Here is a 21,727-nt window from a genome sequence, read left to right as displayed (position 1 = left end):
TTCTTAAATTAGACCCTATTAATGAACTGGGCAAGATGCTCAGCAAGTGGTGTCTTTTAACAGTAGATTCCTTCATGACTTCTCTTTTGGGACCCATCATCCTTTGATATAAAGGGGACGTCTAAAATGGATCAGCGTGATCAATCTCAATATGTCTATGCAATGACTGGAGACGAAGTCTTAAAGCTTCTCTCAAGTCAAGTTGAGGGTCTTTCCCAAGAAGAGGTTCAAAAGCGCCAATCCAAATATGGTAAGAACATCCTTCCCCAGGCGGAAGGCGAAGGTGTACTCAAAATATTCTTTCGTCAGATTCACAACCCCTTAATATACATTCTTCTGTCTTCTTCTGCTCTTGCATTTCTCATGGGAAAGTCGACAGACGGAACCATTGTGCTTTTCGTCGTGGTGATAAATGCCTTCATTGGCTTCTTTCAGGAATTCCGCGCCGGGAAAGCCGTCCAGGCCCTTTCAGCTATGATTCCAAACAAAGTCCGGGTCATCCGTGACAAGCAACGGCTTGAGATCGACTCAACGGATCTGGTCCCAGGTGATATTGTGCATTTGTACAGTGGCGACAAAGTTGCAGCTGACATGAGGCTGCTCGAGGTAAAAACGCTTAGGATCGAAGAGGCGGCCCTTACTGGGGAGTCGGTTCCAACTGAGAAAATCATCAGTCCAGTCGAAAAAGACAAGGTCGTTGGCGATCGGCTGAACATGGCTTTTAGCGGAACTCTAGTTTCTTTTGGTCAAGGGACGGGTGTTGTCACCGGCACTGGAGATCGAACGGAGCTTGGACGAATAGCCAAGTTGCTGAAGAGTGCAACAAAAGTTGAAACTCCACTGACTCGATCCTTAGACTCAATCGGTAAGATCCTGACGATAGCTATTTTGATCGTGGCAGTTGTTTTGCTTGTCATCAGTCTTTGGCGTGGGTTTCCTATCGTTGAAGCCGTCCTTGCATCGATTACATTAGCCGTTGCTGCGATTCCAGAAGGGCTTCCTGCTATTATAACTATTGCGCTGGCCATTGGTGTTCGCAGGATGGCTTTACGAAAAGCAGTTATCCGTAAGCTTCCTGCCGTTGAAACTCTCGGGTCGACCACAGTTATTTGTTCGGACAAAACAGGAACATTGACCAAAAACGAAATGACGGTTCAGGCTCTTTGGACACCGCAGGCAGATTACCGTGTCACTGGTGTTGGATACACTAATGACGGAAAGATTCTCCTCGACGGCATTATCTTGAATGAGCCAGGTGATGATATACAGGACCTTCTGAAGGCGGGCGTTCTGTGTAACGATTCAGAAGTTGTCAATGAGGGTGAGAATCGGAAAGTGCAAGGGGATCCTACAGAAGCGTCATTAATCGTGGCCTTCGAAAAGGCCAATGGCGTCGTGGCAGCGATAAAGTCCGATCATCCTCGGCTGGACTCTATTCCCTTCGAATCAGAGAGGCAATACATGGCAACTCTCCATCAAGATGGCAACCAAGGGGTTCTCTTTCTCAAGGGGGCGCCAGAGGTCATCTTAAGGGCTGTGTCCTCTGAAGAGGTCGTTGTCAACGAGGCCCGTAGCCGAATTTCTTCCTATGCGGCCCAGGGGATGCGGGTGCTGGCATTTGCGCGAAAAACCTTTCAAGGACATGAACTTACAGAGGCAGGTTGCCATGGTGGTTTTGAGCTTCTCGGCCTTCAAGCTATGATTGACCCACCAAGGGAAGAGGTGATCCAGGCCATTGCTGATTGTCATAGAGCCGGTATCGTCGTGAAGATGATTACGGGGGATCATCCAGAGACTGCAGAGGCAATAGCGAGGGAACTAAATATCTCTACCGGGAAGTCCGCCCTGACGGGTTCCCAGATTGAAAAGATGCGGGATGAGGAGCTTGAACGCATTGTTGCCAACATAAATGTGTATGCTCGGGTTGCACCTGAGCACAAGCTTCGACTTGTTAAAGCTTTGCAGAGCACTGGCAATGTGACAGCGATGACCGGCGATGGAGTGAATGATGCTCCGGCACTGAAACAATCTGATATTGGTATTGCCATGGGGATTACGGGAACGTCGGTCTCAAAAGAAGCGGCCGATCTTGTTTTGCTAGACGACAATTTCGCAACAATTAGGACAGCCGTGGAAGAGGGCCGAAGGATCTATGATAACCTAGTCAAGTCACTTGCATTTGTACTGCCGACCAATTTAGGTCAGGCTTTTATCATTCTTATTGCAGTTGCGTTTTTCCCAAGAGAAGATGGTCATCTCTTAATGCCAATCCTGCCGGTCCAAATTCTTTGGATCAACCTTGTGGCTTCTGTAGCGCTCTCGCTGCCTCTTGCCTTTGAAGCTAAAGAGCCTGATATCATGTCACGACCACCCAGGCCCCAAAAAGAGAAAGTTTTAGGAAAGTTTGTTTTGTGGAGAACTTTGATTGTCGCACTGATTATGGCTTTAGGTGCCCTTGCGCTTTTTCGCTATGAATTGAACGTCGCTCGGGAGCTCGGACATGATTTCGAAGATGTCGTTCGCAAAGCGCAAACCATGGCTGTTAACACTGTTATTTTCTTCCAGATCTTCTATTTTCTGCAATGCCGTTCCCTTAAGAGCACGCTGCTTAAGATCGGAGTTTTCTCGAACCCAACGGCCTTTCTTGGTATCGGCAGTTTGATTCTGCTACAAATTGCCTTTGTTCATCTGCCATTTATGAACAGGTTCTTTCACTCAGGTCCTTTGCCTGTTGAAGACTGGTTGAAATCAATTGCGGTCGGAGCTCTTGTGTTTCCCGTTATTGCTTTTGAAAAGATCGTGCGTCAGTCAACTCAACGCTAATCATTTGAGGATCCACGCACTTAAGTTGGCCTGCATAGCCTTATCAAAAGACATGTTCAGATCCTGGATCTTGTCTTTTTTTACAAACACCGTGAAACCTCCCCCCACCATGTAGGCTAGGGGTATGTACACGGCCACCAAGTCGTCCATGGGTTCATTCGTCGGTAATGTATTCAAATCTGTTCTAGTCAGGAATCCAGCAATTCTAAATTCAGGATTGTCGAATTTTACAATGACTGCTTTTCCGTGAGGGCTTGCTTCGGCTTTTTTGAAGAAATCAGTCAGGTCGCGAATAGAAACATAAATGGCCCCCAAAACCGGAATTCTGATGATAGTTCTTTCCAACCACTCCTTGATAAACTTCGCGACAAAAAGATCCGAAGTTCTTCCCAACACATAGATCAAAACCAGACCGCCACCGATGCCAACGCCGAAAGGCAAGGTGATTCCCATTGGTACCAATATCCCTGAAAAAACCTTATCAAAAAAATCTGCAAGCCAGTAAAGGAAGTAGAAACTCAGAATGAATGGAAGAAGAACAATAGCCCCTTTTACGAGATTGTCAGAAATATTCTGTCTTAATCCTTCGGTCTTCATATTTTTACCCCTGCTGACTTCAAATTTTCACCTAATTGCCGCCAACAAAGAAACTAAAAACGGTCATGAAATTCATATTGCTTAAAAGCAGAACGTATCCAGCATCAGAAAGAGTTAGTCTGTCGTTTAATAGGCCTGCGGTGTTTGACAAGAAAAAGGAGGCATGTGGTAAGTGCCATAATATCTAGGTGGGAATCTCATTCCCAAAATTTTTAAAAACCCGCGAAACTGCGGGTTTTTTTTATGCTTAAATTTGCTTTTGTAGCTCAAATAAACCAAAGGTTCAGGTTATCTACTCCCAGCAAAGTAGACGCCACCGACTAGGTCGTAGCCCAGGATATAGTTCTTATCCGGGGACATTGTGAAGATCCCATGGATGGGCCCATCTGCGGTTGGTGTACCATTGCCAACTGAACTGTCGTAGCCGAACAGGAATATTCCAGCGGCACTATCATTCAATACGGTTTCCCCTTCGAACGAACCATTTATGGAATTGCGTCCTTTAAATGCGATTAGGCCATTTCCGCCAGTTCCGGCAATTGTTGCAGTTGATGTTGAGTTGACGATAACCGATCCTAGGCCACTCACTGTGAAGTTAGCAAATCCCCAAGTTTTAGTTAGGTCAGAGTTTGAAACTGAAGGAGCCGAATTAGCTTTTTGTGCTATAAAGAAGAAATTTGAGTTGTCTCCACCGACCATTGTACTAAAGTCGCTTGAGAAAATAACGGCGGCGTCACTTACATCTGACAAGTACGTGTTATCTCCAAAGTCCAAGTTAAATCCAACAAATCTTGAGGTTGAATCAGTGATTGAGAGTCCATTTTGTGATGGTGAATAGTTTCCAGTTACATTTGTGTTGGTGCTACTACTTAAAACCACTGTATTTGAAGTGGCCGAAGCATACCGGACTAGGCGATCGATATAGAAATTTGAGAAGTAAGCAGTAGAATCATCATTCTTCACCAGATCGAAATGAACGACTGCGCCGTGTAAGGATCCACCGCTTAAATAAATGACTCTTCCATAGTATGTGACTGACGTTGATTGAATTTCTACCTTATTTGATAAACTCGTCTGCGAGGTGATTGAGTCAATAGTTATCGGCCCAGAGGAGGCAGTAAAGCTATTGGAGCCTCCACTTTCTGAGCTACCTCCACCGCCGCCTGAGCATCCTATTGTTGAAACGAAAAATAGAGCTATAAAAAAACATCTTAAAATCATTGTTCTCTCCCGATTAAATCAAACGTTTTTTAAGAGGCCGTTTTGTTTTCACTTGTGCAAGTGGGGGTGGTTTCTAAATTTACTTGCTGTTCAGCAGGAGGGGAGGTTAGTCCCTGGTCGGTTGCTGCCGTCGTCTTACGGATACGTTTGGTTTTTCTGGAGGCGCGCTTTTGTGATTTTACGAACTTATGAATCTCCGCAGCCTTTGTGTCATTCCATCCTTTGATGGCATCGTTCAAACCTTGCTCCAATAGCCAATATAGGCGGTCAGTCAAAATCTCGTGGTTTGCTTTGAATTCATGTTCGCCACGTACGTACTTGGCTACGTACTTAACAACGTCCACAGACAAAATAGCTTTAGCCAAAGACTCGGGAGAGAATGCCATCGCTTCTTTTGAAAGCTCGGGCCACATCGAAGTAGTATAAGAGCTTTCATGGAAGTCGAAGAATTCATAGGCTTGTTCTTCAACTGCTTTTTTGGATACTTCGATTGTATCCTCGGATTTTAAGTCAAAGTTTGCGATTTCGATGCCACCATATTCCGGCAAAGAGAAGTCATAGAGTTTCCATTCGCATCCATTTGTGAGAATGCCCCAACGAACATCGCCGATAAGACTTAGGTATTCTTTAAGTTGAACCTTGCCACAACGGAAATCAGACTTATTTAGATCAAAACCCATTTTCTTTACTTCGACTACAAAGATAGGTTTGTCTTGGTAAAGAACTACTAGGTCGGGACGCATTTTGCCTTTGGTTTCTTGCGCACGGATTGAATATCCCGCGGAAGCAGAGTAGCCCAGGCAGTTTCTCAGGAAGCTTTGAGCCCAGCGCTCTACGTCGAGTTCTTTTGTATTCGGGTTAGAGTCCAAACCTTTTAACTCATGCAGATGTTCTGTCGTTTGATCAAGTAGGTTGCGAATGATTCTATCTTGTTTGGTCTCTCTGGACATTTTTTGGCTCCTTGTTCTGTGTATAGTTCAGCGTGTTTAGTTAAAAGTTTAGAATGCTTAAATATAAAGCATAAACTGTTTTGTTTAGTTTTTAACAAGGGCAAACTATTTGGTGTAGTCACCATTTTTTAGCCCCAATCGCACCTTATCGATGATGACTTGATCCGATTCTCGACTCGAATTTTGATTTGTTGGCGCTGATAGTTGGTGGGGCTGCTTTGCAATTTTGCGTGAAATCTTTCGTTGTGTCCTAAGAGGTTGAGGCTCTTGAGGATTTGCAGCTCTTTTGATCGAATCATTTTTTACAGTTGTCGGATTGAGGGGAGAAGAGGTAGTCGCTGATTTTGGGGATGGCGAAAGGGAACGCACTGTCGAAATAATCGCGAGTCCGAGAGAAACAATTTTTAGGATGTCTTTTAGTTTGCTCATGGCTTACTCCACCAACTGCTCGTTGGATGTAGACATCGGAGTGTTTATTGAAAGATTTAGGAACATTCCTAAAATAGAACAAAGAGAGCGATTTTTCTCCATTCTGTAAAGAATATTTAACTGAGAAAACTGAACCTTTAAAAGTAATTGTTCAAGAAAAACTAAAATGTGTGCGGGGAGTGGAGGCAAACTATTAAGCTAATTCGCACGAAAGCTGATTGGTTCGTAAATAAATGCAAACAACCAATCAGAATATTGGGACTATTCTATAAATGCTTGTGTATGTGCGGTTTGGACTAAGCTGTTGATACAACTGAAAAGGCTTTTTAGAGGACAGTTAGAAGCGGCAATGGCATCACCACCTCTAAAGTAATAAATTAAAGAACTTCCGCAAGATGTGATCTAAGGCGTTTTTTAAACTCATCAATATCGATGGACTTCCCAGTTTCTTTTTCTAAACTGGTCATTACATTGCTTTTAAGGCCGCAGGGGTTCATCCCTTGGAAGGCTTCAGGGTCTTCAATAAGATTGATGGCGGCTCCGTGAAAGGTGATCCATTTTTTGACACCAATTCCCAAGGATGCAATTTTCTGTGTGCCAATCCAGACACCGGTTTCGTTATTTTCAACCTGTGTCAGTGGATTTTTTTGCAGCGACCGACCGACAACATTGGCGACACCGTAGTCGCTGATAACTTGGGCGATGGCGGATTCGAGCGTTCTTAAGTATCCTGCGATCTCATGAGAAGATCGGCCCTTGCGCGGACGAGTGAGATTTAAGATCGGATAGACAACAAGCTGGTTGGGTCCGTGATAGGTGGCTCGGCCCCCTCGCGAAACTTCCACCGTATTGCCTTTCCAAGCAAACACATCGCCGGGTTGGGTGGCTCTTCCTAAGGTGACAACAGGTGGATGTTGGCAAAAGATCAAATACCCGGGGAGCTCTTGTTTGTGCAAAGTTTCAACCAGCTCAAGTTGCTTGGTCAGAGCAAGCTCGTAAGGAATCAGTCCCCAGTCTTCGAAAATCAGATCCATGATTTATCTCAATCCTCTTTCGACAAGACTTTTCATGAAGAACTCGCCCGCACGGTAAGAACTGCGAACAAGTGGGCCGGAAGCCACGTAAAGGAATCCCATGTCCTCAGAGATGCGCTTCCACTCGTCAAATTTTTCAGGAGTGACATATTCCATCACTTTTAAGTGGCGTGGCGTCGGCTGGAGGTACTGACCGAAGGTGACCACATCGCAGTCGATCTCTCGCAGGTCCTTGAGTGTTTGCAGTATTTCTTCATCGGTTTCACCAAGACCCAGCATCAAAGAGGTCTTCGTGTAGCGAGAAGGATCACGGTCCTTAACGGATTTTAGAACCTGCAAACTTTGACGATAGCCGGCTCGGGGATCTCTTACTTTAGGAGTGAGTCTTTCAACTGTTTCCACGTTGTGGGCATAGACATCGGGTTTGGCATCAGTGAGCTTGTAAATCAATTCCGTGTCGCCGCGGAAGTCACCGGCTAGAATCTCGATAATAAGATTCGGGGAGCCTTTTTTGACCTCATGAAGGGTTTTGACGAAGTGCTCAGCCCCCTGATCGGGAAGGTCATCCCGGTCCACGGTAGTGATGACGACATATTCGAGGTTCATTTTGGCGATAGATTCTGCGACTTTTTGGGGCTCCAGAGGATCAAGCACCTTTTTGGGATTTCCCGTTTTTACGTTGCAGAAACGGCAGCCTCGCGTGCAGACATCGCCCATGATCATGATCGTCGCAGTGCCACCATTCCAGCATTCCCCAATATTGGGGCAACGGGCAGACTGGCAAACTGTTGCAAGCTTTAGTTCCGACATCATTCCCTTGAGATTTTCATAGGTTTCCCCGGTGGATGCGCGAACCTTAAGCCAGCCCGGTTTTTCGAGAGTTTTCGTGTCTTTTTGCATGTGAACCTCTGCAGTCGATATCGTCTTTTAGCTTAACCTGGGGGGTATGTAAATCTTAGACTGCCAACCGCTCCCCGGGCTTTGGGTCGACGGAAGCTCCAATGCCCGTCGCTAAAAAGCCTTAGAGCTTCCGTCGCGACGTTCCATTTTCTTCGTATAAAGTCACCAACAGTTGTCCATCACCTTACGGCCACTTGATAACCGCACCTGTCGACATAGCTGAAGCATTGCCGCTCGAATCCACGGCAACCACCTGATAGCTGTATTGCACGCCTCGGGTAATATTACTATTGCGGTAGCTCAAGTTTGTGGTTTCCCCCAGCTTCACACCGTTGCGATAGATCACATATTTTTGCACAGCCACGTTGTCCGTGGAGGCTTGCCAGGTCAGATCGACTCGGGCGGATTTTCCACCACGAAGATAAGTCAGAGTCGCTTTGACATTCCCCGGGACTGTGGGAGCCAAGGTGTCGGCGGGTGGGGCTACCGGGGCATTGCCAGCTCTCAGAGTGGATGTGTTCGCATCAACGTAAGAGGGAACTCCTGCCGCCGAAAGCAGGGTGTTTCCCTGGGCCGGGTTTACGATGTTGAAGCGCAACGTGCTCAAAGGACTTCCCACGGTCGAGTCCTTTTCAATCAGATAGAAGTACTGATTGTTGATGTCAGACCCCGCCAAAGAGGAAATATCAAAGTAGAAAGAGCCTTGTTTTTCTAAAGACGTTCCGTCAAACGCCCAGTTGCCACCGTTGTTAACAAAAGCAAACGGTGTCCAGTAGGCTGTAGGTTTGGTCGTTGTATTTGTCGAAGAGCCAAACTGCAAGGACACTTGCGAACGCAGGGCGTGGGACATGCTGACTTCGGCCAGAAGTTTCGGGGTGTAGGCTGTGTAGGTTGTAAATTCAACGGTTCCGACTTGCGTCAGTTGCACTCGGCCAGCTGGGGCGAAGTTTGGAACTGTCGAAGTCGCACGGAAGGCATCATAAGAAGCCCAGCCGAAGCCTTGATTACCCCAGGTTGTTCCGAAGGAATTTGCAATCTTGAATGCGCCAAGCTCCTGGCTTTCCACCAGGCCATTCCCGTTGATGTCAGTCCAGATTGTGTCGTCATACCCAACAATTGTAATCGCATGACCCGCGACAGTGCCATTCAGGTGAGTCACGATGATCTGGCCCACAAAAGGATTTGATCCTACGTTGGGATTAGCTTGAACCTTTTTATAGACCCAGCTGTTTGCATAAGTTCCGGTGATCACCACGTGACCGTTGGCAAGCATCTGTTTTAGTGAAGCCATGCCGGCGTCGGTATTGACCACCATATAGCTCGACGGACGCATGCGCGAGTTGATGGCATTCTTCCAATGCTCAGGGTTCATGCTCCAGGCGCGATAGTCCGTGTCATAGGGGAACTCCGAGTTCAAAGCGGCCCCATGCTTTTCCAGAACAGACAGAGCGGCTGAGAAATTAGAGCCGTTGTCGCTGCCGCCGTTAATAAGATTGTAAGTCCATTTCGGAGAGTAGATGCGCTGGCCATAGTTTTTGTTATTACAACCCAAGGTCAGACACACTTCGTGGCTCATCATGTAGTAGGTCGAAGCAAAGGCAACACAGGAACCTAAGCCACCTTGATTGGCGATCGGTGGGAAGGAGGCTAACGCCGAGTTGTCGACCTGAGCCGGCGCACTTCCCAGTGCAGTGCTGTAGACTCCGTCAGAGGAGGCAGCTCCCAGGGTCTCTTCCGTTTCGAATTCAGGCAGGGAAAGATCCGCAGAAATGGGAGGCTCACCGCGGTGACTACGCTCTTTGTTAATGCGTTCCAGTCCCAGACGGTTGGGGCGTACCTTCTTGACCTTCTTTGTGTGAAGTTTTTTGCTCTCCTCAGCCGTCATTGCTTTAAGGCCAGGGCGGAAGGCGGTGTTATTCTGTGCAAGGCTATGAGAAACGTTCAAAAGGAGCGTCAGGGACAGGGCCGCTCCAGCAGGCATAAAGTAATTTCTCATGGGGTTCATCTCCAGAGTTATATTGTGGTACTAAACGCAACGGCAGATTTGGGCTGAAGTCTTAATGTCGAACTGAAAAAATATGTGAATGCGAGGTGCTTCCCGCAGAAAGTGAAAAAGGACTATACAGATTGCGGCAAATTTCCGGGTCGTTACTTGTATGCGTTGGGGCTGTTAGAGCCGACGAAGGGGTGCCTTAGTTAAGGCCATTAGAACTGACCCACTCTTAAAAAGAGAGAGTCAGCATTCATTCCTCAGTGTTTATTTGGTCTCATCAGTCTTGTTGTGTGTGCGGACTTCGATCATCACTTCATTCCTGCGTAGAAAGGGAAGTGTCCACGGTGGGTCATAGCCAGCAAACACCGGTTCAGAGACCTGTTGGTAAGTTCCATTTTTAATCAGCCACTTCAGCAATTCATCGGCTTTCTCCTGATTTTTTTCTTCCGACCAAGTCCCAGAGTACCGAAGAACCGCGAAAAGTTTAGCAGGAACCGGCATGAGCTTCACACGCGGATCTTTGGGGCGAGGCAGGTCTTGCATAGAATACTTTGACGGCATCATAAAACTCATCTGCCAACCATCTGCGACTTTCGTTTGCACCACGGGTGCCGTCATCTGAATCTTTTCTGAAGATGGCGCCGCCACAACGGGAGCCGTCATGGAAATAGATTGGCTTTTTTCATTTTCGCCAAAGATGTACGCTGCAAGAATACGAAACGCCGAACTCATTGAATCCTTAAAGGGGCCCTGGACTTGAGTTGTGGCTACGATATAAGGGGAGTACTGACGAATCTCTTTATTTTCATCCTTGAGTAGAACTTCGTATTTTGGAGTTTCCTCGGTGCGAATACCAACCACACTGCATCCCACTTGAGTCATTAATATAGCGAGTGCTCCGAGAGATCGCCTCATACAGATGTCCTCCTATTGCTATATTGGAACTCAGATTAATGTTTTTGCCAAATTTAAAGTTGAAGTCGGCCGGTGTATCCTTTGGGACTGCATATTCGCTTGGATATACGCTTGACCATTTCAGAGGCATACTTGAGGAGTTCGGGGGTCCATGACTCTTTTTTGTTGAGTCCGACAGTGAAGCTGCCAGTTATTCCCTTCGCATCAAAGATCACGAGAGAATAAAGTCCCGGCTTTAAATTCCCAGTCCATTCGCCTCCAACCCAATAAGATTGTCTTCCAAACTCTTCATAATACTTGGGTCGATGTCCAACGGCATAAGAGGATTTCGCCTCTGCTATCGCAGATCGTCGGAGGCGCTTTACATAGTTGAAGTTTGATTCTCCGGACTTTTTCCAAGGCACATCTCCGGGAATTATAATTCCACTTGGCTGGAACAGTTCATACCTTGGAATCTGTGGACACTCCGGAGTCAAAATCTGAAGCAGCGTCCCTTCGGACTTTGAAGGCACGAAAAACTGGGCCACCAAGAACTCATGGGGCCTGGTGATCTCTGAATAAATTGCGCGTGATATTTCTGACTGTCCAAGAAAATACGATGCGACAGGCGTTTGAGGAATTGGAAGCAGCAGAACCGGAACGTGGGCCGAAGCAAACACAGCAGAAAGGAAAACGGCGAGAAAAAAGGCAGATCGCATGCGAACCTCCCGGTGAAATGAATATAGCTTCAATTTCGCTCTTAGAAAACTTTGGATCACGAATAACATTTTTTGTGAGGTGCCCTCCAGACGAAGAAGTTTGGCAAGCGACAATGAGGAATACTTTTTCTTTTAAAAAGAACATCTCGTTTTTGAATCTGTCATTGATGATACTGTTGTGGATCTGGACGATTTAGTTTGAATTTGTTTTTAAGTAATCACTCTTTCTGCCGAAATCATTTTGTAGTTGATCATCTGTCAATTGCTTTCAGAAACAAATCCCGCGCTATTTTTCGCAGTGGATAGAATAAGAATAAAATTCTGGATTCGGGAGGAAGTCTCGCTGCTTTTGTCTTGCTACTAAATTACTGGTCTGAACATGAAGGTTATTTTGGAGGTGTAAATGAAGAATCGAAGTCTGAATTTTAAGTTGGCTCTTGTTATCGGAATACTTGTGACGGGGTCACTGCTGATTGCTGGAATTGGATTGAGTCGGATGGATGCAATTAATACGGCTTTGGATCAAATCGTCACGGAAAAGAGTGCGCGAGTTTCCATCGCGAAGGACATTAAGGCTTTGTTTTATTTGCAGCTTTTGAATGAACGTAGCTTTGTGATCGAAGAAAGTCGCGAGGGTATGCAAGATATTGCGAGCCGTCTGGAAAAGAGGGGCGATGATATCTTAAAGAAAATCGACGAGCTTTCGGCAATCTCAGGAGAGCAGGGGAAAGCTGAGGCGGCTCAGTTTAAAGAGACCTACTTGAAGTGGTGGGCTGTGAATGAGCAGGTTCGCAAAACATCCTTTGACGGTGACAATAAAGGTGCAATGGCTCTGGTTAACTCTAAGGGGAATGAGCTCCGCAATGAAGGAGAAGCTCTGGTTGATTCCGTTGTGAGTCGCAATGAGCAGAGAATGTTAGATGACGCGGCCAAAGCCTCGGCCGACTTTAAAAATGCCCGATTCTTTATGATTTTATTGAGCTCCCTCGCGATTCTGATTGGGGTTTCTATTGCTACCTTTATTCTTATCTCTTTGAGTAAAGCTATTAACACAATTATTGAAAATCTGAGTGGCTCGTCCAGTCAGGTGGCTGGTGCCTCGCAACAGATCGCTTCGTCGGCCGAAGGACTTTCACAGGCAACAACAGAGCAGGCTTCGTCTTTGGAAGAAACGGTGGCAACAATCGAAGAGCTGTCTTCCATGGTAAGAGTGAACTCTGACAACGCCCATCAGGCGGCTCAGTTATCCACCCAGACCAGCGAAGTGGCCAGTCGTGGAGAGCAAGAGATTCATGCTCTTGTCAGCTCCATGCAGGAAATTTCCAATGACTCTCAAAAGATTGCTGAAATCATCAACGTCATTGATGATATTGCCTTCCAGACAAATCTTTTGGCATTAAATGCAGCTGTGGAAGCCGCCCGGGCAGGGGAGCAAGGAAAGGGCTTTGCTGTTGTGGCTGAAGCCGTGCGCGGCTTGGCACAGCGAAGCTCTTCGGCAGCAAAAGATATCGAGGCGCTTATTAAGTCCAGCGTGCAAAGAATCGAAGTTGGAAGTGATCAGGCCGAAAAGAGCGGGGCTGTCCTGGGAGAAATCGTGTCAGCAGTGAAGAAAGTCACGGCATTAAACAACGAGATCGCCGCCGCAAGTAAAGAGCAGTCCGATGGGATTATGCAGATTAGTAAAGCTATGAATCAATTGGATCAAGTGACACAGGTAAATGCGGCTTCCTCGGAAGAAGCAGCGGCCTCAGCAGAAGAGCTTTCTGCGCAATCTGAGAACATGACTCTTGTGATTCAAGAACTGGTTGCGGTGGTCAAGGGAGGGCAAACTTCGGTGTCGCCTTATCAAGGTGAAGTGGCTAAACCTCGGGCTGTGGCCGCTCCGGTGGCTTCCACCGCTCCGAAAAAGGGAGAGTCCACAAACCACGAGGATCTTTTGCCACTGAATTCAGCAAGCTAAATAGAAAAAAGGCGCCGGAAGGCGCCTTTTGCTTTATTTGATAAAGTACCAGCCGTTACCAGCTCCAGAGGTAGAACCCGTTGTCGCCCAGGCTTGGGCTGCACTGACCCAGTAGGCTCCAGGATAGTAGGAATAACCAAGGTCTTCACCACCGCCCCAGAGACTTCCTGACCAGCAGTCTTTGTACCAGAACGGGGAGGCGGTGTAGTTTCCGCCGCAGTGAGAAGCCGAAACGTCATTGTCTTTGTCCCAAGCAGAGAATTTATAGCCGCTGTGAAAGCTGACGACATCAGGGGCCGTGGCGCCAACTAACTGGGCGCAGGACGAAAAGTTAATTATGTAATCGGCCGTAGTCAGCGTGTAGTTGCACTTATATCTTTGCTCGACAGCTGTGCCCGTGACCGCTTTCCAGTCGTAGCGCCACTGGCCATTGGGAGCAAGTCCGCTCCAGTGTTTAAGGCCGGTATAGACTTCAAATGAGTCAATATCATCGTTGGGATAGTTTTTGTTTATCGGAGTGGTATTGATGGCCCGGTCCCATACCAAGCTGGAAGAGGGTTTTCCCTTCCCGCCGCGGATGTTGGACCAAACCAGAGTCCAACCGCCACCGTCGGTCGTCATATCACAATAAACCTGAAAAGCAGTATTGAAGTTGTGGGCTTCACCCAGTACACGCCGTCGGTGACTCCTGCGCGGTTTTGTTTTAAGTGATAGCAGTTTTGTGCAGGATTGGCATTTGTATCACCTAAATTCGTCGCGGCGGCTGCGGTGGTCTGCACGCTGCCATCGGGGAACTTAAATCCACCCGAGGTGCTTTCGACGGTCCCAGCTACGGTCAGTTTTTGCCCGGGTGTTAAGGTGCCTACACCCATGTTGCCAGCGGTATTAATAAATAGCCGCGAAACTCCGGCAGTGTAGTCGTACACTTCGTAGCCCGCATTTCCGTTACTGAGATTCATCCCCGCGCCCCAGACATGAGCCGCAGAGGCGGCGCTAAACCCGGCATAGCGGCTTTGCACCGCGCTGCCATTATTTCCGCTTTCCACATTCGATGTTGTACTGGCCGTGCCACGATAGACGGACAAGGCATACGCGGGTGTCTGTGTTCCGATGCCCACATTGCCGTTGTTAAGAACCGTCATTCTGACAGCGCTGTTGGTTTCAAAGTTCAGATTAAAGTTGTCGTTGGTCCCCAAAGTGGCATTTGCAGCAAAAGAGTTTCCACCATTAGTGAAGATAGAACCATTGGTGAAGGAAGAACATGTCATCATTCCTGTGGCATCGAAGGTCAGCATTTGTCCGGTGCCACAGGTAAAGGTCGTCAGCGCACTCCCAGTTCCGTTCGAGACCACAAGTCTATTGGTCGATTTTGTATTTAATTGAGACATACTAGTCGCCCAGGGAAACTGTGAAGTTTCCCTTATGGCGGCTACAGACTTTATGCTGCAACGGGTGTTATCCGAGAAAATCAGGTTCGGGCCTCAGAGGTGTCCTCTAGAGGCTTGAAGGTCCCTCGGTGACCGTTCGCTCCCAGCACATGGACACTGGTGGCTTTGGGGCCCTTTTCCCCCATGTCTTCGGCAAAACGCACTTCCTGCCCAGGCATCAGCTCGTCAAAGTTGCCGGTGACAACCGAGTTTCTGTGGAAGTAGATTTCGCGATTATCCTCCGTAAGTAAAAAACCGTACTCTAGGTCCGGAGAGATTCTAAGGACCTTGGCGTGATTGGAATTGTTTTTGGTTTTGACGTAGCCTCCCATCATTCGCATATATTCATCGACACGGCGGCGGGCCGAAAGGAAAGCATCTCGAATAGCCACATAAACATCTTCGTGGGCATGATTCAGACCACGTTCTCGGTCCACTACGAGGATGTTTCCTGGAACTGTCATGCGAATTTTGATGTGATAGATGCCACCTTGATGTTGTTTGCGCGGCGGACGTTCGACGACCACGTGACAGGAAAGCAGTTGAGGGCAGGTTTCTTCAAGAGTGTCAGCGTGATCCTGAATTGCTGAGGTGACCGCGACTGATTCCGGAAACCCCACGAATTGAATCTTTAAGTCCATCATAAATTCCTTTCCGCGATAGAACGCTTTTTTTCCATTTTACAGTAAGACTGCGGCCGCGGATCGCTGCTCTTCAACATAATGGGTGGCTTCTGCAATAGAACTCCAATACAGGTCGAGGATGCCGTATTCGTGATAGGTCCATTGTCAGTTGAAATAAGATTTTTGCATTGGGTGATCAGTCCTGACCAGTCGACGTGGGCAGAGTATGGGATTTATTCTAAAGCGTTGTCCTCAGAAGCACGTGATCTATTGAATGTCGTTGTAGATCACGTAATAGATGGCGATCAATGCAATCAGCGCCGGTAAAATAAATGTCAGACCTAAAACCCACAGAGTTTTTGATCGGACCTTCTTTTCTTCCGTGGTCATATTTGTTCCTAACTTTAAATTTTGTCTTGGCCTCGAACTTTCACCAATCCTTGGCTTTTGTAAAGGAAAAATAGAACGTGGATCCGCTGTCTTTAAGGCATAGCCACCTTGAGATTTCTGCTATATCATGGCTTGGAATCAGTAAAGGCAGCAAAAGTGAAGCATAAGATTTCAAAAACATTCGTTCGCACTCTCTGGTTAAAATCCCAAGGGCTTGATCAGCCCAAGCCCTTTGGCAGCGGTCCCAAAGCCACGGTGAAGGCCATTCAACATCTGGGCTATGTTCAGATCGACACTATCAACGTGATTGAACGATCGCACCATCATATTCTGTATTCCAGAATTCCTGACTACAAGCGATCCCATCTGCAAAAAGCGCAAAGTAAAGATAAGACGGTCTTTGAATATTGGACCCATGCCTTGGCCTATGTTGCCACGGATGATTTTAAATACTTCATTAACGACATGAAGCGCCGACAGAAAAATCCATCACAATGGTATTCCTCTGTCACCGAAGCTGATGTCAAAAAGATGCTAACTACAGTCAAAAAGCAGGGGGCTATTTCAATCCGCGATGTGACCGACGATGTCTTAGAGGAAAAGAAGCACCCTTGGGCAAGCAAAAAGCCATCAAAGAAGTTCCTTCAATGCGCTTTCAATGGGGGGGAGCTGGTCATCGCAGAGCGCTTGGGTATGCTCAAAAAATATGAACTGACGGATCGTCATTTCGATTGGGAAAAAAGACCCAAAGCCGCTTCGCCCAAAGAGGTCACTGAATACAAACTGGAACGGGCCTTAAGATCCCAAGGCGTGATCAGTCTGGATTCGGCAGCTTATATGGAAAAGGCGGCGCCTAAAAATGAAATCTTAAAGGCCATCGAAGCACGCGTGCGCCAGGGCACTTTGATCCCTGTGGAAGTCAAAGGTCTTGAAAGAGTGCACTTTTGGGTCAAGCCAGAACTGCTGGAATCCCCGCAAGAGAACGTCAACAGTCTGACACACATCCTGTCACCATTTGACCCTCTGGTCATACAAAGAAAGCGTTTTCACATGTTCTTTGACTATGACCATCGCTTCGAAGCCTATGTGCCGAAAGAAAAGCGCAGATACGGTTACTTCGCATTGCCGGTGATCATCGGTGATCAGGCTGTTGCGGTTTTAGATTTAAAAACAGACCGGCAAAAACAAAAACTTCTGATTCAACAATGGAGCTGGCTGGGAAAACACAAAACCAAAGTGAATAAGCAATTGATCGAGCAAGAGTTGGAACGATTTGAAAGGTTTCAACTGGGAACGTAGGCAGGGTGAACGCTTTGTTGTCAGAGGCGCGCGCAATTTCTGCGGGCGCGCCTTTTTAAATAGCCAGTTCTTTGGTCTGCGGAGAAAGGCTTGCGGCCTTTTCAAACAGAGTGTCCACGTGACCTGCGACGGAGGACACCTTATGGTCAATAGCATCGCAGTGGGAATTGAGCTCCTGGGCTGCTTTTTGAATGGAGCTGTTTGAAGACTGCAGCAGATTAATGAATCGCAGCATTTCTTCCAGATAATGAACGAAGGTAACTTTAACTTCGTTCACACGGGCAGATTCTACGGCTCCGATTTGACGGATGACTTCCAGACCTGTTGTAAATCTTTTCACATCAGCAAGTTGCGAAGAGATTTTCGACAGTTGTTCGGCCAGGGCCTTAATTTCAACAGTCAGTTCGTGCGAATTGCCACGGAAAAGGCTGGCGAAGTTGTCTCGAACAATCAGCATATCTGAAAAAGCGTTCTCGGCGTGCTGACTTTTTTGAATGGATTCTTTGATAAAGAAGTCCACCATCATCATTTGCACGTCCATCGAAACAATTTTAAGAGTGCATTTCTGGATTGTTTCAGTCAGATTTTGTTCGAAGTGTTCCAGTCCGGACAGGTGGGATCTGATTTGCTCGGAAAGATCAGAGAACTCTTTTGCAACCACACCCAGCGAAGAAGCCACTTCTCCGAATTTGGCAGCAGCAACAGTCATGTTTAAAGCATTAAACTTCAGCTGCGTGAATCCACTGGTCAAATGTTCCATGGTGGTGACCAAGGACTTATTGATGTTCTGAAAATCCTGAACTCGTTTAAAGCAGTCCTTCAGGTCCTTGGAGGTTTTGGAGCTGATATTAGAAATGTCGGCAATAACACCCACGCTGCCAGACTTTCTTTCCACGTCCCGGTCAGGCAGGGCATTGATTTCAGCAAAGGCCGCTTGAATCATAAAGTCAGTGTAGTCCCGGAATCCAGCCTTCTGCACCTGATCAAGGATAAAGGGAACAGAGCCCTCCATGCCTTCTTTTTCCTCGACCGCCAAGGTGGCTGTATAAAGGTCTTTGACGACACTAAAAATAGGTGAGGAGGGCTTTAAGCGAATAGAGAGATATCCGTCCTTAATGGGGAACACGAAAGCATAGACCCAGTAATAGCTGCCATTGGCCGAAAGGTTTTTTACATAGGCGGCGATGGGGCGGCCCGCAAGCAGTGTATCCCAAAGAAGCTTAAAGACAGCGCGAGGCATATCGGGGTGACGAATGATGCTGTGAGGAGCTCCGTTCAGAGTTTCTCGAGTATACCCGCTGACGCGAACAAAAACATCATTGCCGAAAGTGATCACGCCACGATTGTTGGTGGTGCTGAAAAACAGTTCATCAAAGCCAAAGGGGCTTTCATTTTGATTGGGTGTTGGTCTTTTCATTTCTTGCCTCTAATAGTTTGATTTGAACACAACCTGTTAGGGACAACAAAAGACGAAAAAATAAACACGACCTGGAGGATGGAGACCGGACTTTTTGCCGGTCTAATCATTTTATTGTTGATAAGGCTCCAGCATCGGCCAGCGTCTGCAGAGCTCGAAGATCTGCACTAGATCGATTTAAGTAATGACTCACCATGCAAGGGTTCCCATGGTTTAGATCCCTCACCAGCTTAAACAGCCCACCTGACTTTTTACCGGCGACAGTCACCCCACCAAAACTGAAGTAAACCACGCCTTTGGACGTCAAGCTGTGCTGCCACAGAATCAAAGAATTTTTACTGCGCAAACGGATCTTGGACTTTGCAGAAATCTCCACAGGTGCACTTGGGACGGTCTTAAACCCTTGCGATGAAATATGCTGCATCCAGGACTTTAAGAAGGTCTCTTGCAGTTCTTCGACACTTAATCTCTGCAAAAGTTCGATGGTCTGAAGGTAGGCTTTCGGAAGCTCACTTACTTCGCCGGAATCACTGCGCAGATTCTTAAACTGAGTTGCCACCTTGGTACCGGCGGCACCGCTTTTTTGTGCCAGCAGACCTTTTAAGGAATCAGAGATCATTTCCTTGTGTGGCTGATCCACCCAAACCCCCAGGCTCCAGGTGGCACTGAAGGATCCATCCGATTCCGCAATATGCCAGGCCGAAGAAGGCCAATAGGTCATGTCACCGGGGCGGGCCTCTAAAAGTTCGGATGCTTTTTTGTGTTTTTCATACTTAAACGCACGATCCAAGGAAGGATTCTTTTTCACATACTGTGGTTCCCACAGTCGGAACCGTTTAACCCCCGCAACTGGGAAGCTAAAGACCCCGCAGGAATCCACATGCACTCCAAATGGAGTTTTGCGGTAATTCCCCAAATACAAACCCATTTCCGAAAAGCGATTCGGGAACCCGACGTGACGATACAGCTCGTCGGTAAATTCTGTCAGCAGATGTTGCTTTTTGTGATTCACCTGCAAAAGCTCATCACAGACCAGGCAGTAGTCCGGAAACAGCGCTTTCATGCGCGCATGGTAGCCTAAAAGGGATTTGTCCTGTTTTTCAGGCAGAACTTGCAGGACGTCTTCTTCCTCTGCTTTAAAACCATCGATGAAAAACTTAAAACCCGTCGGATCGTTTAGTTTGCGGCAGCGATCTGCATACAAGACAAGCAAATCAAAAACTTCGGCGTCGGTTATTTCCAGAAGGCTGGATTTGACGTTTCTTAGAACCAGCGCTTTTTTCTCCCAGATATTCCGGGAAAAATTGCGCCAAAATTTTTTGTCCAACATCGTCTTCATGCCCGGCAGAGTCGTTGAGATCGCCGTCAGAGTCAAATAAAGCACCCCAAAAACATAAGCCCCCGACGAGGATTTGTAAATTTGACCCGCGCGACGGAATGAACCGCATAACCCCTTGTGATTACCTAGGATTTATCATAAAAAGTCCCCTCTGGAGAAGCCCCTCATGAACGCAGCCCCTGTTACATTTGAAGATCCCATTTTGACCATCGAGCTTAAGCGGGATGTCACCAAACACCTAAAACAGGGGCACCGCTGGATTTTTGCCAACTGCTTTGAAGAACGTCGGTCCATCAAGTCGGGCATTCATATTCTGAACTACAAGGGTGAACCCTTGGCTTTGGGGATCTGGCAGGGTGATACGCAGTTGCGTTTCCGCGTGCTGGTGTTGGCTGAAGAGCCGATCTTCCGCCGCAACAACATGAAACGCACCCTGGAGCTTTACTTTGAAAGCCAGTGGCGCAAGGCCGTGGAAATCCGTAAGACCTTCGATCTTTCTGTCACCAACTCCTTCCGCCTGATCAATGGGGAGGGGGATGGTTTCCCTGGGCTGGTGGTTGATGTTTATAACGACACGGCTGTGATCAAACACGATCACGCCATCATGGAAAAAACCTGGAACGCCAGTGCAATTGCAGAAAAGATTCAGGCGGATTTCCCTCAGGTAAAGTGTGTGTACCTGAAGCGCCGTAACGACGCTGATGAAAAAGGCACAAACATCGTGGGCACATTGGCGCCCGAGGTGCAGTTCCTTGAAAATGGAGTTCTGTTTGCCTCTAACATCCGTGATGCCGCCAAAACGGGGTTCTTCTTGGATCAGCGTGACAACCGCAAGATGATCCAGAACTTTGCCAAAGGTAAAACCGTATTAAATCTGTTCAGTTATACAGGCGGATTTTCCATTTTTGCTGCCAAAGGTGGCGCCAAAGAAGTGACCAGTGTGGATATTGCCAAGGTGGCCATCCAGGCGGTCGCCAGAAACTTTGAAATCAATGGTCTGACAACAGTTCACCATGATATCGCCACCGATGCCTTTGAGTATCTGGAAAAGCAGAATGCCGAAAAGAAAAAATACGATCTGGTGATCACTGATCCGCCCAGCTTTGCTCCGAATGAAAAATCCGTCGAACAAGCCAAGGCTGCTTACACGAAGGTCTTTAGCAATTCGATCAAGCTGGTCAACCCCGAGGGTTTATTTGCGGCCAGCTCCTGTTCCAGTCATATCTCGACCCGGGATTTTATGGAAATATGCAAAGAGGCCTTTTCGCGTGCGCGTAAGAAGGGCACACTGGTATATCAAGGCGGGCAGCCGGTGGATCATCCCTATCCCATGGCGATGGAAGAGCTTCGTTACTTGAAGTTTGCCCTGTTCCGTCTGGATTAGTTGATTTTTGGGTTTGATTTAAAGAGGTTCATAAGTGGATAGCATCGCCAGTCTTCGTCAGGAAATTGATCAGGTTCATAAAGAGCTTCATGCGCTGCTGTTGCGCCGTCGTGAACTGACCATGGCCGTATGGAAGATTAAGCAAGAGCAGGGCTTGCCGTTTTTTAGCCCCGAGCGCGAAGAGCAGATTATCCAGAGCTTCGTGGCTATGCAGCCGCATCGGCCCAATGACCCTGCCTTCGAGGAACTTCTTAAGGGCGTCATGAATTCCATCTTAAGAGAGTATGAGAAATATCTAAAAGCTCAGTTTCCCACAAAATAAAAAAAG

Annotated in this window: 20 protein-coding genes; 5 read left to right on the top strand and 15 right to left on the bottom strand. The window is 47.3% G+C overall.

Translation table 11 applies throughout. The features are described 5' to 3' along the window. Positions 1-126 precede the first annotated feature (126 nt). On the top strand, positions 127-2,823 hold the full coding sequence (locus ACZ5ZZ_RS11800; protein ID WP_464139564.1) for a cation-translocating P-type ATPase: 2,697 nt from the start codon (positions 127-129) through the stop codon (positions 2,821-2,823). On the opposite strand, the gene ACZ5ZZ_RS11795 is transcribed toward ACZ5ZZ_RS11800, so the two are convergent. From ACZ5ZZ_RS11795 to ACZ5ZZ_RS11755, 9 genes are all read right to left on the bottom strand, one after another. Then, positions 2,824-3,420 carry a DUF502 domain-containing protein gene (locus ACZ5ZZ_RS11795; RefSeq protein ID WP_464139562.1) on the bottom strand — a complete coding sequence of 199 codons (597 nt, stop codon included), beginning with the start codon at positions 3,418-3,420 and terminating at the stop codon, positions 2,824-2,826. Positions 3,421-3,708: 288 nt separating this feature from the next. After that, entirely contained in the window at positions 3,709-4,641 is a 933-nt protein-coding gene (locus ACZ5ZZ_RS11790; protein ID WP_464139560.1) for a hypothetical protein, read from the bottom strand. A 29-nt stretch (positions 4,642-4,670) separates the two neighbouring features. Continuing rightward, complete coding sequence (locus ACZ5ZZ_RS11785) at positions 4,671-5,591, bottom strand: type I restriction endonuclease (protein ID WP_464139557.1); 921 nt, start codon at positions 5,589-5,591, stop codon at positions 4,671-4,673. A 105-nt stretch (positions 5,592-5,696) separates the two neighbouring features. Further along, positions 5,697-6,020, bottom strand: a complete 324-nt coding sequence (locus tag ACZ5ZZ_RS11780) for a hypothetical protein (protein ID WP_464139555.1) — start codon at positions 6,018-6,020, stop codon at positions 5,697-5,699. Positions 6,021-6,397: 377 nt separating this feature from the next. Beyond that, the gene (gene lipB / locus ACZ5ZZ_RS11775; protein WP_464139553.1) at positions 6,398-7,054 is read right to left on the bottom strand and encodes a lipoyl(octanoyl) transferase LipB; all 657 of its coding nucleotides are present in this window, start codon (positions 7,052-7,054) and stop codon (positions 6,398-6,400) included. Between the two features lie 3 nt (positions 7,055-7,057). Continuing rightward, the gene (gene lipA / locus ACZ5ZZ_RS11770) at positions 7,058-7,954 is read right to left on the bottom strand and encodes a lipoyl synthase (protein ID WP_464120571.1); all 897 of its coding nucleotides are present in this window, start codon (positions 7,952-7,954) and stop codon (positions 7,058-7,060) included. 184 nt (positions 7,955-8,138) lie between these two features. Continuing rightward, on the bottom strand, positions 8,139-9,950 hold the full coding sequence (locus tag ACZ5ZZ_RS11765) for a C1 family peptidase (RefSeq protein WP_464139551.1): 1,812 nt from the start codon (positions 9,948-9,950) through the stop codon (positions 8,139-8,141). A 261-nt stretch (positions 9,951-10,211) separates the two neighbouring features. Then, positions 10,212-10,862, bottom strand: a complete 651-nt coding sequence (locus ACZ5ZZ_RS11760) for an SOUL family heme-binding protein (RefSeq protein ID WP_464139549.1) — start codon at positions 10,860-10,862, stop codon at positions 10,212-10,214. 53 nt (positions 10,863-10,915) lie between these two features. After that, entirely contained in the window at positions 10,916-11,521 is a 606-nt protein-coding gene (locus tag ACZ5ZZ_RS11755) for a hypothetical protein (RefSeq protein WP_464139547.1), read from the bottom strand. Positions 11,522-11,963: 442 nt separating this feature from the next. Between ACZ5ZZ_RS11755 and ACZ5ZZ_RS11750 the strand changes: the two genes are divergently transcribed. Further along, positions 11,964-13,520, top strand: coding sequence for a methyl-accepting chemotaxis protein (locus tag ACZ5ZZ_RS11750; RefSeq protein ID WP_464139545.1), 1,557 nt, complete (start codon positions 11,964-11,966; stop codon positions 13,518-13,520). 33 nt (positions 13,521-13,553) lie between these two features. Here ACZ5ZZ_RS11750 and ACZ5ZZ_RS11745 read toward each other — a convergent pair whose 3' ends face one another. The 4 genes from ACZ5ZZ_RS11745 to ACZ5ZZ_RS11730 all read right to left on the bottom strand — a co-directional run bounded on the left by ACZ5ZZ_RS11745 (position 13,554) and on the right by ACZ5ZZ_RS11730 (position 15,960). Further along, the gene (locus tag ACZ5ZZ_RS11745; RefSeq protein WP_464139543.1) at positions 13,554-14,141 is read right to left on the bottom strand and encodes a fibrinogen-related protein; all 588 of its coding nucleotides are present in this window, start codon (positions 14,139-14,141) and stop codon (positions 13,554-13,556) included. Beyond that, the gene (locus ACZ5ZZ_RS11740) at positions 14,138-14,908 is read right to left on the bottom strand and encodes a hypothetical protein (RefSeq protein WP_464139541.1); all 771 of its coding nucleotides are present in this window, start codon (positions 14,906-14,908) and stop codon (positions 14,138-14,140) included. The genes ACZ5ZZ_RS11745 and ACZ5ZZ_RS11740 overlap by 4 nt, the downstream gene beginning before the upstream one ends. Before the next feature lie 80 nt (positions 14,909-14,988). Then, entirely contained in the window at positions 14,989-15,591 is a 603-nt protein-coding gene (locus tag ACZ5ZZ_RS11735; protein WP_464139538.1) for a cold shock domain-containing protein, read from the bottom strand. Positions 15,592-15,837: 246 nt separating this feature from the next. Further along, positions 15,838-15,960, bottom strand: a complete 123-nt coding sequence (locus ACZ5ZZ_RS11730) for a hypothetical protein (protein ID WP_464120574.1) — start codon at positions 15,958-15,960, stop codon at positions 15,838-15,840. A gap of 132 nt (positions 15,961-16,092) precedes the next feature. Here ACZ5ZZ_RS11730 and ACZ5ZZ_RS11725 point away from each other — a divergent pair, with 132 nt between their 5' ends. Beyond that, positions 16,093-17,259, top strand: coding sequence for a winged helix-turn-helix domain-containing protein (locus tag ACZ5ZZ_RS11725; RefSeq protein WP_464139536.1), 1,167 nt, complete (start codon positions 16,093-16,095; stop codon positions 17,257-17,259). A gap of 55 nt (positions 17,260-17,314) precedes the next feature. On the opposite strand, the gene ACZ5ZZ_RS11720 is transcribed toward ACZ5ZZ_RS11725, so the two are convergent. After that, a complete protein-coding gene (locus tag ACZ5ZZ_RS11720) occupies positions 17,315-18,676 on the bottom strand; it encodes a PAS domain-containing protein (protein WP_464139534.1) in 1,362 nt (453 codons plus the stop codon). A gap of 106 nt (positions 18,677-18,782) precedes the next feature. Beyond that, positions 18,783-20,060, bottom strand: coding sequence for a JmjC domain-containing protein (locus tag ACZ5ZZ_RS11715; protein WP_464139532.1), 1,278 nt, complete (start codon positions 20,058-20,060; stop codon positions 18,783-18,785). Between the two features lie 121 nt (positions 20,061-20,181). On the opposite strand from ACZ5ZZ_RS11715, the gene ACZ5ZZ_RS11710 reads away from it, so the two are divergent. Both ACZ5ZZ_RS11710 and ACZ5ZZ_RS11705 read left to right on the top strand, forming a co-directional pair. Further along, on the top strand, positions 20,182-21,399 hold the full coding sequence (locus ACZ5ZZ_RS11710) for a class I SAM-dependent rRNA methyltransferase (protein WP_464131310.1): 1,218 nt from the start codon (positions 20,182-20,184) through the stop codon (positions 21,397-21,399). Between the two features lie 34 nt (positions 21,400-21,433). Next, entirely contained in the window at positions 21,434-21,721 is a 288-nt protein-coding gene (locus tag ACZ5ZZ_RS11705) for a chorismate mutase (protein ID WP_464120579.1), read from the top strand. The last annotated feature ends 6 nt before the right edge of the window (positions 21,722-21,727 follow it).

Source organism: Bdellovibrio sp. HM001, from assembly GCF_055397275.1.
This window is presented reverse-complemented; position numbering and strand designations above follow the sequence as displayed.